Source organism: Vreelandella aquamarina (genome assembly GCF_044805175.1).
GTDB classification, from domain to species: domain Bacteria; phylum Pseudomonadota; class Gammaproteobacteria; order Pseudomonadales; family Halomonadaceae; genus Vreelandella; species Vreelandella aquamarina_B.
In genome coordinates, this window is sequence record NZ_CP085232.1 from 960,087 (window position 1) to 972,698 (window position 12,612).

Consider the following 12,612-nt stretch of genomic DNA (forward strand, 5'->3'; position numbering starts at 1 on the left):
GTATCAGCTTACTCATGATAGGGATCAGGAATATCGAGGGTAGCCAGCAGCTCGCGCTCTAGCTGCTCCATCTCTTCGGCTTCCTGCTCTTCGATATGGTCGTAACCCATTAGGTGCAGGGTGCCGTGTACAACCATGTGGGCATAGTGGTGGGCCAGAGGTTTCTGCTGCTCGTCGGCTTCACGGGCGACCACGGCATGGCAAATAATCAGATCGCCCAGCAGCGGCAGGGTAATGCCCGGCGGGTTCTCGAACGGAAACGACAGCACGTTAGTGGGCTTATCCTTCCCCCGGTAGTCGCGGTTAAGCGCCTGGCTCTCCTCCTCATCCACAAAGCGGACGGTCAGCTCTTGGCGCTCATCATCTGGGTGGCGGGAAAAGACACAGCCCACCCAATGGGTGAGCTGTTCGAGCGAGGGCAGCAGTGGCTCGTCAATCGCCGCCTGCCGGTCAATCACGATATCGCTCATCGCTGGGCTTCTCCCGCACGTTCGCTATTGCGCTCCAGCGCCTGCATACGCGCTTCGCGCTCCTGCTGGCGCGCTTCGCGGCGGGCACGCTCGGCCACTTCCTGCTGGGACTCAAACTCGTCGTAAGCCTCGATGATGCGCTGTACCAGCGGGTGGCGCACCACATCCTTCGCGGCAAAGTGGGTAACGCCGATCCCTGGGGTGTCTTTCAGCACATCCAGCACCTGCGAAAGGCCGGAGCGCTGCCCGCGTGGCAGATCCACCTGGGTAATATCCCCGGTAATGACAGCGGTTGAACCAAAGCCAATCCGCGTCAGGAACATTTTCATCTGCTCTGGCGTGGTGTTCTGGCTCTCATCAAGAATAATGTAGGAGTTGTTCAGCGTGCGCCCGCGCATATAGGCCAGCGGCGCAATCTCGATCACCTGACGCTCGATCAGCTTGGCGACCTGCTCGAAGCCGATCATTTCATATAGGGCGTCGTAAAGCGGGCGCAGGTAGGGGTCGATTTTCTGGGCAAGGTCGCCCGGTAGAAACCCCAGCTTTTCTCCCGCTTCCACCGCTGGGCGCACCAGCAGGATGCGACGCACCTCTTGCTGGTTGAGCGCTTCCACGGCGGCAGCCACGGCAAGGTACGTTTTGCCGGTGCCCGCTGGCCCAATGCCGAAGTTAATGTCGTGCTCGCGGATGCTCTGCACGTAGCGCTGTTGGTTCAGGCCGCGCGGTTTGATCATAGTGCGCGGGGTACGCATGATCACTTCATCGCTACCGCCTTCGCCATCCTCCTCCTCTTCCAGGGCTTCCAGTCCGGATTCCTGTAGGAATAGGTGCACGGTATCCGCCGATAGCTCATCGGCAGCGGTTTCACGGTAGAGATGCTCCAGCACGTTGGCAGCCGCTTTAATGCGGTTAGCGGCACCGGCCAGCTGAAAAACGTTGCCACGGTTGCGTAACGTCACATCCAGGCGACTCTCAATCAGCTTTAGATGCTCGTCCTGTTGGCCGCAGAGGCTAGCGAGACGCTGCGGGTCATTGGGTTCAAGGCTTAGGGTGATAATGCGATTGGCCTGAGGTGATGGCTGGCTCAAGAGTAAGAAACCCGTTGGTTGATGTGTGTGAGTCTCAGCTTACTGCCCCGGCGGGGCCGGGGCAATTACCTACGATAAGCGAGCGATCAATAACGCTCGGCAGAGGCGAGTTCACCGCGCAGCGAATTGGGCAGCGCTTCGGTGATCTCGACATCGACAAAGTAGCCGATTAGCTCGGTGGGATTAGCGGCGCGGAAGTTCACCACGCGGTTGTTCTCGGTACGCCCAGAGAGCTGGCCCGGGTCTTTGGGGGAGAAACCGGTCACCAGGATGCGCTGGGTGGTGCCCACCATGCGGCGGCTGATTTGCGCGGCCTGCTGAAGGATGCGCTCTTGCAGGATAGCCAAGCGCTGCTTCTTCACGCTTTCTGGGGTGTCATCCGGCAAGCCAGAAGCGGGCGTGCCTGGGCGCGCCGAGTACACAAAGCTGAACGAGTGATCGAAGCCGATACGGTGGATCAGATCCATCGTTGCCTCGAAATCCTCTTCGGTTTCGCCAGGGAAGCCGATAATAAAGTCAGACGAGAAGCTGATATCCGGACGGTTGGCGCGGATACGCTCCATCTTCTCGATGTACTCTTCGGCGGTGTGACCGCGCTTCATGGCATTCAGAATGCGGTCGGAACCGGACTGTACCGGCAGGTGCAGGTGGCTGACCAGCTCTGGAATCTCGGCAAAGGCATCCACTAAGCTGTCGGTGAACTCCACCGGGTGCGAGGTAGTGAAGCGGATACGATCGATGCCGTCTACCGCTGCTACGCAAGCAATCAGTTCGGCCAGATCAATTTCGTCGCCATCTTCGTTCTCGCCGCGATAGGCGTTGACGTTTTGGCCTAGCAGGTTGATCTCCCGCACGCCCTGGTCGGCTAGGTGAATGACTTCATCCATCACCGCTTCAAAGGGGCGGGAGACCTCTTCGCCACGGGTGTAGGGCACCACGCAGAAGGTACAGTACTTCGAGCAGCCTTCCATGACCGATACAAACGCTGTCGCGCCGTCGGACTTAGGCTGCGGCAGGTGGTCGAACTTTTCGATTTCAGGGAAGGTGACATCGACAGCCGCAATTTGATTATTGTTGCGGGCATCGAGCATTTTCGGCACGCGGTGCAGGGTTTGCGGGCCAAAGATCATATCTACGTAGGGCGCGCGCTTGCGTAGTGCCTCACCCTCTTGGCTGGCAACGCAACCGCCCACGCCAATTACCAAGTCCGGATTAGCGTCTTTGAGCTTTTTCCAGCGGCCTAGCTGGTGGTACACCTTATCCTGCGCCTTTTCACGAATCGAGCAGGTGTTGAGAAGGATGACATCCGCTTCCTTCTCGTTATCGGTGAGTTCCAGCTGGTGGGATTCGCCGAGTAGATCCGCCATACGCGAGGAGTCGTACTCGTTCATTTGGCAGCCGTGCGTTTTGATGAAGAGCTTCTTCGCCATCGGTACCTGTCATCTATAGGTCGTCAAAGGGGACGAGGGATGAATGGAATGTCGGTTAGACAGCGTGCAGCGCTGCCGTTGAATGGCTGCATTATACGGACACAGCAAACCAGGGGCTAGCATTCCCCCATAATCGATACTTGACCTGCGCGTTTCTATCAGTATACTACGCACCGTGTTTGAGCAGTTCCTCGATAGCTCAGTTGGTAGAGCAAATGACTGTTAATCATTGGGTCGCAGGTTCGAGTCCTGCTCGAGGAGCCAAAACACTGTCAGCACAAAGTGTTAGCCTTATGGCCTTTTGCTACGTTGATAGATGAATGGCTCGGCTTCAAACGCAACAGCAAACGATGTTCCTCGATAGCTCAGTTGGTAGAGCAAATGACTGTTAATCATTGGGTCGCAGGTTCGAGTCCTGCTCGAGGAGCCACATCGCTGTTCTGCTATTTTTTACCGGTAAGGTAAACGTTCCCCGATAGCTCAGTTGGTAGAGCAAATGACTGTTAATCATTGGGTCGCAGGTTCGAGTCCTGCTCGGGGAGCCATCTAGCGTACCATCTTTCCCATCTGAATGATCCTATCACCCGCTGCCATTTGGCATCTTGGGTGTTTTTTTGTGTATGGCTGTTTGTCTGTTGGCGCTTGCGCTCTGCTTTCGCGTTGGCCCTTTGCTTGACGTAAACTAGTCTGTTGCCATTCATAGCTTGGGAAGATGTCGTGGGGAAAACTGCTAGCCTGCAGGCGCTGCAGGTCTTTAAGTGTTTAAGCGACGAGACGCGGCTGATGCTGGTGCTGCTGATTGCTAAGGAACAGTCGCTGTGCGTGTGTGAGATGACCTATGCGCTGGAGGAGTCTCAGCCCAAGGTGTCTCGCCATTTAGCGCAGCTGCGCCAGTGCGGGCTGCTGATGGATCAGCGGGAAGGGCAGTGGGTTTACTACCGTTTAGCGCCGCAGCTGCCTGCTTGGGCGCAGTCGATTATCGAGTCTGGCGCGGAGGGGAGTGCGCTGCAGTTGGAGGCGCTGACCCAGCGTTTAGCACATATGGGCGACCGCCCGGCGCGGCGCGCTGCCCTCTGCTAGTGGCTATTGGTAAGTAAGCGTTCACAAAAACGCCAGCCCGGGGGCTGGCGTCTTCGTACCTAGTTCTTCGTACCTAGTGCTGGTCAAGCCATGACTTAGCGCTTGGCCATCCGCTGGGTATCTTGAAGGTGAACATAGTCGAGCAGGATTTCGGCGGCTTCCAGCACGTGGGCGCGGTCCACGGGCATCTCTTCGTCGTCGCTTTCGTTCTCTGCTTCTGCCTCTTCGGTAGCGGCTGTACCGTCGCTACGCGCATCCATCCACTCTTCCAACTCCGGCAGGCCCAGAGCGCGGCGGCGCTGGTTTTCCAGCGAGAGCTGTTCAGCTTCTTGGGCCTCTAGCTCGCGTTGGCGCTGCTCACGATTCAGGCTGACGCTGGTGTGCTGCTCGCGCAGTTGGCGGGCCAGGGTAGACTGGCGCTCCAGATAGCGGAAGTTGGGGTTCTCTTTGGCCCGCTCTTCATGGCGGGTAAGCAGGGCGGGCAGCACGCGCTCCGGCTCGCCGTAGCGGCGGTACTGCACGTTTTGCACGGTGTCCCATGCCAGCGCGTTATCCAGGCTGCTTTCCCCAATGCGTTCGGGGTCGATCAGGCTGGGGAAGGCGATATCCGGCTCGACGCCGCGATTCTGAGTGCTGTCGCCGGAGATGCGGTAGAACTTGGCGCGGGTCAGCTTGATTTGGCCGTGACTAAGCTCGTTCAGGGTTTGAACGGTGCCTTTGCCAAAGGTGGAAGCGCCGACCACAATGCCACGGCCATAATCCTGAATGGCACCGGCGAAGATTTCCGACGCCGAGGCCGAGAGGCGGTTCACCAGCACGGTCAGTGGGCCGTCGTATACAGTGCCTGCTTCGCTGTCGCCGTAGAGCTGAATGCGGCCTTGGGCGTCGCGTACTTGCACGGTAGGGCCACGGTCGATAAACAGGCCGATCAGCGAGTTAGCTTCCTGGAGCGCACCGCCGCCGTTATTACGCAGATCTAGTACGATACCTTCAACGCCCTCTTTTTTCAGTTTTTCGATTTCGCGGGCTACATCGCGGGTGGTGCTGCGATACTCCTCTTCACCGGCCTGCCACGCATCGAAGTCAACGTAGAACGTCGGCACGTTGATCACGCCAATGCGGTGAGGCTCGCCGTCACGCATTACTTCGATCACTTCGCTATCAGCCGCCTGATCTTCCAGGCTCACCGTGTCGCGGGTAATTTCGACGATTTGCGAGCGGGTCATGTCGACGGCCTGGGCTGGCACCACATCCAGACGCACCACGGAGCCTTTCGGGCCGCGAATCAGGTCAACCACGTTATCCAGGCGCATACCCACCACGTTGACCATTTCACCCTCTTCCTGGCCAACGGCGATAATGCGATCGGCGGGCTCAAGCACGCCTGCGCGCTCAGCGGGACCGCCGGGAACCAAGCTGGAAACCTTGACGTACTCACCATCCGCTTGCAGCAGTGCACCGATGCCTTCCAGCGAGAGGCTCATCTGGATATCGAAGGACTCGCCTTGGCGGGGGGAGAGGTAGCCGGTGTGGGGGTCGATGGTGCCTGAGACGGCCGCCATCAGCAGGCCGAAGACATCTTCTGACTCTGCCTGGCGTAAGCGCGAGAGCTGGCCCTCGTAGCGCTGGCGCAGGTTGTCCTCGATTTGCTCGTTATCCTGGTCGGTGAGGGCGAGAGTCAGGGCATCGTTCTTCAGCCGCTTTTGCCACAGCTCGTCTAGCTCGCTTTCGCGAGTGGCCCAGGGGGCGTCTTCGCGGTCAACTTCCAGGCGTTCGTCGCTATTAAACTCAAACGATAGCCCTTCATCCAGGCGGGCCAGCAGCCACTCGAGGCGCGCGGTGTGCCGTTCGCTCAGGCGGTTGTAGAGTGCAAAGGCGTCATCCAGCTCGCCATTGAAAAGCGCTTCGGCCATCTTGTTTTCGAGATGGCGATAGGGCTCAATATCACGTCTTAGCAGGTAGGCGCGCTGACCGTCCAGAATATCCAGGTAGCGCTGGAAAGCTTCCTGTGACCACTGCTCGTTAAAATTAATATCAGCATAGTGGCCGTAGCGGAGCGAATCCGCAATTTCCACTGCCGCTTGGCGTTGTTCGTCGGTCGGCGCGAGTTGCGCCAGCGCTGCCGGGCTGGTGATCACCAGCATCACGGCAAGGGCGACCGAGCGCGAAAGCGTTGCAAACAAGCTCATCAGTCAAGCTCTCCCGGATTTATGTACACTCATTCTTCCCTAGACCCGCAGTTAGCCTATGAGTTGCGTAGGCCGAGGGAGCATTGTAGCAGGTCATTTCCCCTGTGAGACTCAATCATTACTGTTATGAGGAATTCCATGTCCGAGGCTTTCAACGCGGAACGTTTAACGCGGCTGTGCGAATTTTTGCAGCAGTCGCCTACGCCGTGGCATGCCACCCGCAGCATGGCCCAGCGTTTGGAGCAGGCGGGCTTTACGCGCCTGGAAGAGACCGCGAACTGGCAGTTGGTGCCAGGAAAGCGCTACTACGTAACGCGTAACGATTCGTCGGTGATCGCGTTTCAGTTGCCAGCAGGCAAATTAACCAGCCTGCGTATGCTGGGTGCCCATACCGACAGCCCTGGGCTGCGTTTAAAGCCCAACGCCACCCAATATTCGGCCGGTTGGCTGCAGCTGGGCGTGCAGGTGTACGGCGGCGTGCTGCTGGCCCCCTGGTTTGACCGTGACCTGGGCCTGGCGGGCCGGGTGCATGTGCGCCACGCCGATGGCCACCTGGAGAGCGTGCTGCTGAACGTTGACCGTCCGGTGGCGATGATTCCTAGCCTCGCGATCCATATGGACCGCGACGTGAATGCAGGGCGCCCCATCAATCCGCAAACGCAGATGGCGCCGGTACTGATGCAGAGCGATACCGCCAAGCTGCACGACCTACTGGCCCAGTGGCTGGAGGAGCAGCACGGCCTGCGCGCGGTCGAGGTGGTGGATTTCGAGCTGGGCTTCTACGACGTTCAGCCGCCTTCACTGATCGGGCTGGGTAAAGAGCTGGTGGCCAGCGCACGGCTGGATAATCTGCTGTCGTGCTTTGTGGGCCTAGAAGCGTTGCTGGCGTGCGATGGCAGCCAGGGGGCGCTGCTGGTGGCGAACGACCACGAAGAGGTGGGTAGCGCCAGCGCCTGTGGCGCTCAGGGGCCGTTTTTGGGCGATGTGCTGAAGCGGTTGAATGTTCAGGTGGGCGGCGGCAGCGAAGAGTCGCTGATTCAGCTGATTCAGTCGTCGCTGATGATCTCCTGCGATAACGCCCACGCGCTGCACCCGAACTTCCGCGACAAGCACGATGAGCGCCACGGCCCGGCGATTAACGGCGGCCCGGTGATCAAGGTGAACGCCAGCCAGCGCTACGCGACCAACAGCGTGACCGGCGCGCTGTTCCGAGATGTGTGCCGCGAAGCGGATGTGCCGGTGCAGTCGTTCGTGACCCGGGCAGATATGGGCTGTGGGAGTACCATCGGCCCCATTACCGCCACCGAGGTGGGCGTGCCGACCATTGACGTGGGACTGCCCCAGTGGGCGATGCACTCGATTCGTGAAACGTCCGGCACGCGGGATGTGGATTACCTGACGCGAGCGCTGACGGTGTTCCTGAACCGTCCGATGCTCTCCTGAGCTAACCACGAATCTAGAAACGAAAAAGCCCGCTGACTGAGTCAGCGGGCTTCTGCTATTGCTAGCGGTATTCGGTGTTGGTGGCTACGCCCTGATTTGAACAGGGGACCCCATCATTATGAGTGATGTGCTCTAACCAGCTGAGCTACGTAGCCGTTCAACGGGGGCGAATATTAATCAGGGATGCGCCGCCCGTCAAGTATTTATTTCATTTGCGCGTTAGACATTGAAGCGGAAGTGGATCACATCGCCATCTTTAACAATGTAGTCTTTACCTTCCAGGCGCCACTTACCGTTATCCTTGGCGCCTTGCTCGCCGCCCAGCGTTACATAGTCGTCATAGGCGATGACTTCGGCACGGATAAAGCCTTTCTGAAAATCGGTGTGGATGACACCTGCCGCTTCCGGCGCGCTGGCGCCTTGTTTCACGGTCCAGGCGCGTACTTCCTTAACACCGGCGGTAAAGTAGGTTTGCAGGCCGAGCAGTGCGTAGCCCGCACGAATCACGCGGTCTAGCCCCGGCTCTTCCATGCCCATTTCGGCTAGGAACATGCTGCGCTCTTCGTCATCTAGCTCGGCGATTTCCGCCTCTAGCTGGTTGCACACCGGCACCACGACCGCGCCTTCTTCGGCGGCAATCTCTTTGACGATGTCCAGGTAGGGGTTGTTCTCAAAGCCATCTTCATTGACGTTGGCAATGTACATGGTGGGCTTGAGGGTCAAAAAGCCGAAGCTTTTGACCTGGCGCTTTTCGTCTTCATCCAGGCCAAAGCTACGCAGTGGCTGGCCTTCGGCCAGGTGCGGCTGGATTTTGTCCAGCACGGCTTTGGTGGCAATGGCGTCTTTATCGCCGCCTTTTACCACGCGTACCAGGCGCTGGCTGGCTTTCTCGACGGTGTCCAGGTCGGCCAGGGCGAGTTCCAGGTTGATGGTCTCGATATCGGCGCGGGGGTCGACCTGGTTGGCGACGTGGATAACGTTGTCGTTATCGAAGCAGCGAACCACATGGGCAATGGCCTGGGTTTCACGAATGTTGGCCAGGAACTTGTTACCCAAGCCTTCACCCTTGGAGGCGCCCGCCACGAGGCCGGCAATATCCACAAACTCCATGGTGGTGGGCAGCACTTTTTCAGGCTTTACAATGGCTGCCAGCGCATCCAGGCGTGGGTCGGGCATCGGGACAATGCCGACGTTGGGTTCGATAGTACAGAACGGAAAGTTCTCCGCATCAATACCTGATTTCGTCAACGCATTGAACAGCGTGGATTTGCCTACGTTGGGTAGGCCGACAATACCGCAGTTAAAGCCCATAAAATAACTTCCTGACCGCTAGGGCGGTGCTACCAAGAGAGCACCTGCCCAGTGTGAAAAGAGTGCGTACGTAACGCGTGGTGATTGTATGCCGAAAACGTGCTGCTATTTTACGCTATGTAGACGGTTCATGGCTTTAGCCCAGTCGCCAGAAAGCGCCAGGGGGAGCGTGGCAAGACACCCGTCTAGCGAACGTTCGATGGCTTCTTGCTCGGCTTTGCCAGGGCGGCCCAAGACGTAATTGACCACTTGTTTCGCCTCGCCGGGGTGGCCAATGCCAATCCGCACGCGGTGGAACTGCTTCTGGTTGCCCAGGGCGCTGATAATATCCCGCAGCCCATTGTGGCCGCCGTGCCCGCCGCCGGTTTTATAGCGCGCCTGCCCAGGAGGAAGATCTAGCTCATCGTGAGCGACCAGTAAATTGTCCGGGGTAAGCTTGAAAAACTGGGTGAGCGCAGCCACGGAGGCACCACTGCGATTCATAAAGGTGGTGGGGTTAAGCAGATGCAGCTCATGGTCGCCAAAACGCACTTTGGCGTATAACCCTAAAAATTTTTTCTCAGGACGCAGTTCGGTGTGGGCGCTGCGTGCAATGGCGTCCACTAGCCAAAAGCCCGCATTATGGCGGGTGGCGTCGTATTCAGCGCCTGGGTTGCCCAGTCCTATAATGGCCGTTACCTGGCTCATTTTCCCACCTCCAACGGTTCTGGAAGATATGTCGTTGACTCGCTGGCAGCTGCTTTGCAGATAAGCAGGGTAGCGCCAAGCCGCAAAAAAAAATCAAGCGCCGAAGCGCTTGATTTTAACATCCTTGGGCCATGCGGGCATGGCCCAGGTGGCGCTAAACAGCCATTACTGGCAGCACCTTTAGCAAGACTTACTCGGCGCTGGCTTCTGCGTCGCCTTCACCTTCGCCTTCTTCTTCGTCACCGCCACGTACTTTCACTTTGGTGATGCTCAGAATGGCGTTGTCGTGCTCTTCGCCGTGGGCCAGATCAACAGAGGTAACGCCAGCCGGTAGGGTCAGGTCAGACAGGTGCAGGGTAGTGCCCAGCTCAACCTTGCTGATGTCTACTTCCAGGAAGTCCGGAAGATCTTTCGGCAAGCAGCTGATGGCGACTTCGTTAGCCAGGACGTGCAGTTCGCCGCCTTGGTCTTTGATGCCTACACACTTCTCTTCGTTCACCACGTGCAGCGGCACGTTCATGGTAATTTCGTGAGTGGCGTCAACACGCAGGAAGTCAGCGTGGGTCAGCAGCGGCTTGTAGGGGTGACGCTGCAGGTCACGTACAACCACTTGCTCTTCAGTACCGTCAATCACCAGTTTGATGACAGAGGAGAAGAAGGACTCATCTTCGATCGCCTTGTAGAAAGCGGTTTTTTCTACAGAGATAGACTGAGCGCCTTTCTCGCCGCCGTAAACGACGGCCGGTACTTGTTGGTTCGCACGACGCAGGCGGCGGCTCGCACCTTTCCCCAGGTCGTTACGAACGCTGGCTTTCAGGATAAAATCAGACATGGAATTTGCCTCTTAGTTTAAGTAAGGAAACGCCGCCGCCCGCGACCAGACGACGACGTTTCCAGGGCCCCAGGTGGGGGCTTATAACGTCAGGCGTTAGTGGAACATCGCGCTGACGGATTCTTCGTTGCTGACGCGGCGAATGGCTTCCGCAATCAGGCCAGCAACGCTCAACTGGCGAATCTTTCCGCTACGACGCGCATGGTCGGCGAGCGGAATGGTGTCGGTCACGACAACCTCGTCCAGTACGGAGTTGGTGATGTTGTCCACCGCGGGGCCGGACAAAATCGGATGCGTGGCATACGCAACAACGCGCGCAGCGCCGTGGTCTTTCAATGCTTCACCGGCTTTGCAGAGCGTGCCGGCGGTATCAATCATGTCGTCAACGACCACGCAGGTGCGGCCTTCGATCTCACCGATGATGTGCATCACCTGGGCTTGGTTGGCCTGGGGGCGACGCTTATCGATAATCGCCAAGTCAGCGTTCAGCTGTTTGGCAATAGCGCGGGCACGCACAACGCCGCCTACATCGGGGGAAACTACCACGAGGTCATCGTAGTTTTGACGCTCGATGTCGTCCAGCAGGATCGGGGAGCCGTACACGTTATCAACCGGTACGTCGAAGAAACCTTGAATTTGGTCGGCATGCAGGTCCATGGTCATGACGCGGTCAACGCCTGCTTTCACCATCATATCAGCCACGACTTTTGCTGAAATGGGAACGCGGGCGGAGCGTACACGACGGTCCTGGCGAGCATAGCCAAAGTAGGGAACCACTGCCGTAATACGGGCAGCCGAGGCGCGACGCAGGGCGTCGACCATCAGGATCAGTTCCATCAGGTTATCGTTCGTCGGTGCACAGGTGGATTGCAGGATAAAGACATCCTTACCACGCACGTTCTCATTGATCTCGACCGCGATTTCGCCGTCGCTAAATTGACCGACCGTAGCGTTACCCATACGGCTGTCTAAGCTCTCGGCAATCTTTTGAGCGAGTTCGGGATTGGCATTCCCGGTGAAAACCATCAATTTTGACACGCGCAGCCACCTTTGCAGTGTTGGGGATCAGGGGAGAAAACGCAGATCAACATCAGGATTGGCTGGGGTACCAGGATTCGAACCTGGGAATGCCGATACCAAAAACCGGTGCCTTACCACTTGGCGATACCCCAGCAATAACCTAATGCGATGACCGGGCGCTTTCAGCAGCCCAGAGCATCTTGTAGGGGAGAGGTGTTAAGTCCGCGCGCGACCCATGCTTGCCAGTGCTGATTAGCCCGTTTAGCCACCGCCTGTGCAGCCTCTTGCGAGTCGAAAGCTGCAAATAAACAGGCGCCGGTACCGGTCAGCCGACTAGGTGCGTGCTGCGCGAGCCAGTCAAGCGCCTCCGCGATATGCGGGTAGCGTTTTTTGACGGTAGCTTCGCAGTCATTACGCCACTCGGCCACTCCCCCCTGCAGTGCGCGCGCCATAGTAATGGGGAGGCTGTCGCGTGTCAATTCCGAGTCTTGGAAGATGGCGGGGGTTGAGACGCTGATGCCGGGGTGGATGACCACGAACCAGGGGGTGTCGAGGGTCACGGGGGTTAATTTCTCGCCGATGCCTTCTGCCCAGGCGCTTGTGCCTAGAACAAAGACGGGTACATCGGCACCTAGTGTTAGCCCTAGTTCTGCTAGCGTGGCATCGCTGAGCCCAAGCTGCCAGAGCTGGTTAAGCCCTTTGAGTACCGTGGCTGCATTGGAGCTACCGCCGCCCAGGCCACCGCCCATGGGCAGGTGCTTCTCGATGGTGATAGAGGCGCCGAGGCGGGTGCCGCTGGCCTGCTGTAATCGCTTGGCCGCTCGCACGATTAGGTTGTCATCGTGCATCACGCCGTCCATCGGTGTGATGAGTTCGATGACGCCGTCTTGGCGCAGGGTGAAGCTCAGGTAGTCGCACAGGTCGATGATCTGAAACAGCGTCTGCAGTTCATGGTAGCCATCTGGGCGACGCCCTACGATATGCAGCATACGGTTCAGCTTGGCGGGAGCGGGTAGGGTGAGTGTGTGGGGTGTTGCGGACATGCCGTCTCTCTACTGCTAA

General features: G+C 58.2%; 11 protein-coding genes and 5 tRNA genes. 5 read left to right on the forward strand and 11 right to left on the reverse strand.

All coding sequences use genetic code 11. From position 1 onward, the window contains the following. Nucleotides 1–8: 8 nt before the first annotated feature. The 3 genes from ybeY to miaB form a co-directional block, all read right to left on the reverse strand. The gene (ybeY, locus tag LG300_RS04505) at nucleotides 9–470 is read right to left on the reverse strand and encodes an rRNA maturation RNase YbeY (RefSeq protein WP_404377197.1); all 462 of its coding nucleotides are present in this window, start codon (nucleotides 468–470) and stop codon (nucleotides 9–11) included. Next, the gene (locus LG300_RS04510) at nucleotides 467–1,558 is read right to left on the reverse strand and encodes a PhoH family protein (RefSeq protein WP_404377198.1); all 1,092 of its coding nucleotides are present in this window, start codon (nucleotides 1,556–1,558) and stop codon (nucleotides 467–469) included. The genes ybeY and LG300_RS04510 overlap by 4 nt, the downstream gene beginning before the upstream one ends. 86 nt (nucleotides 1,559–1,644) lie before the next feature. Continuing rightward, nucleotides 1,645–2,988 (reverse strand): tRNA (N6-isopentenyl adenosine(37)-C2)-methylthiotransferase MiaB, encoded by a 1,344-nt coding sequence (gene miaB / locus LG300_RS04515; RefSeq protein WP_404377199.1) that lies wholly within the window; start codon nucleotides 2,986–2,988, stop codon nucleotides 1,645–1,647. Nucleotides 2,989–3,176: 188 nt separating this feature from the next. Between miaB and LG300_RS04520 the strand changes: the two genes are divergently transcribed. From LG300_RS04520 to LG300_RS04535, 4 genes are all read left to right on the forward strand, one after another. Continuing rightward, nucleotides 3,177–3,252, forward strand: a tRNA-Asn gene (locus tag LG300_RS04520). 90 nt (nucleotides 3,253–3,342) lie between these two features. After that, nucleotides 3,343–3,418, forward strand: a tRNA-Asn gene (locus LG300_RS04525). A 39-nt stretch (nucleotides 3,419–3,457) separates the two neighbouring features. Beyond that, nucleotides 3,458–3,533, forward strand: a tRNA-Asn gene (locus LG300_RS04530). Nucleotides 3,534–3,705: 172 nt separating this feature from the next. Beyond that, the gene (locus LG300_RS04535; RefSeq protein WP_404377200.1) at nucleotides 3,706–4,068 is read left to right on the forward strand and encodes a metalloregulator ArsR/SmtB family transcription factor; all 363 of its coding nucleotides are present in this window, start codon (nucleotides 3,706–3,708) and stop codon (nucleotides 4,066–4,068) included. Nucleotides 4,069–4,163: 95 nt separating this feature from the next. On the opposite strand, the gene LG300_RS04540 is transcribed toward LG300_RS04535, so the two are convergent. Beyond that, the gene (locus LG300_RS04540) at nucleotides 4,164–6,257 is read right to left on the reverse strand and encodes a carboxy terminal-processing peptidase (protein WP_404377201.1); all 2,094 of its coding nucleotides are present in this window, start codon (nucleotides 6,255–6,257) and stop codon (nucleotides 4,164–4,166) included. A 138-nt stretch (nucleotides 6,258–6,395) separates the two neighbouring features. On the opposite strand from LG300_RS04540, the gene LG300_RS04545 reads away from it, so the two are divergent. After that, nucleotides 6,396–7,700 carry a M18 family aminopeptidase gene (locus LG300_RS04545; RefSeq protein ID WP_404377202.1) on the forward strand — a complete coding sequence of 435 codons (1,305 nt, stop codon included), beginning with the start codon at nucleotides 6,396–6,398 and terminating at the stop codon, nucleotides 7,698–7,700. Nucleotides 7,701–7,778: 78 nt separating this feature from the next. Here the strand turns inward: LG300_RS04545 and LG300_RS04550 are convergent. From LG300_RS04550 to ispE, 7 genes are all read right to left on the reverse strand, one after another. Further along, nucleotides 7,779–7,855: transfer RNA gene (locus tag LG300_RS04550), tRNA-Met, on the reverse strand. Between the two features lie 64 nt (nucleotides 7,856–7,919). Then, nucleotides 7,920–9,011 (reverse strand): redox-regulated ATPase YchF, encoded by a 1,092-nt coding sequence (gene ychF / locus LG300_RS04555; protein ID WP_404377203.1) that lies wholly within the window; start codon nucleotides 9,009–9,011, stop codon nucleotides 7,920–7,922. A gap of 105 nt (nucleotides 9,012–9,116) precedes the next feature. After that, the gene (pth, locus tag LG300_RS04560) at nucleotides 9,117–9,698 is read right to left on the reverse strand and encodes an aminoacyl-tRNA hydrolase (protein ID WP_404377204.1); all 582 of its coding nucleotides are present in this window, start codon (nucleotides 9,696–9,698) and stop codon (nucleotides 9,117–9,119) included. A gap of 190 nt (nucleotides 9,699–9,888) precedes the next feature. Further along, on the reverse strand, nucleotides 9,889–10,530 hold the full coding sequence (locus LG300_RS04565) for a 50S ribosomal protein L25/general stress protein Ctc (protein WP_404377205.1): 642 nt from the start codon (nucleotides 10,528–10,530) through the stop codon (nucleotides 9,889–9,891). Nucleotides 10,531–10,626: 96 nt separating this feature from the next. Continuing rightward, nucleotides 10,627–11,568: a ribose-phosphate pyrophosphokinase gene (locus tag LG300_RS04570; RefSeq protein WP_172416021.1), complete on the reverse strand. Its 942-nt coding sequence runs from the start codon at nucleotides 11,566–11,568 to the stop codon at nucleotides 10,627–10,629. Nucleotides 11,569–11,627: 59 nt separating this feature from the next. Then, a tRNA-Gln gene (locus tag LG300_RS04575) sits at nucleotides 11,628–11,702 on the reverse strand. Between the two features lie 30 nt (nucleotides 11,703–11,732). Then, complete coding sequence (gene ispE, locus LG300_RS04580; protein WP_404377206.1) at nucleotides 11,733–12,593, reverse strand: 4-(cytidine 5'-diphospho)-2-C-methyl-D-erythritol kinase; 861 nt, start codon at nucleotides 12,591–12,593, stop codon at nucleotides 11,733–11,735. Nucleotides 12,594–12,612: the final 19 nt, after the last annotated feature.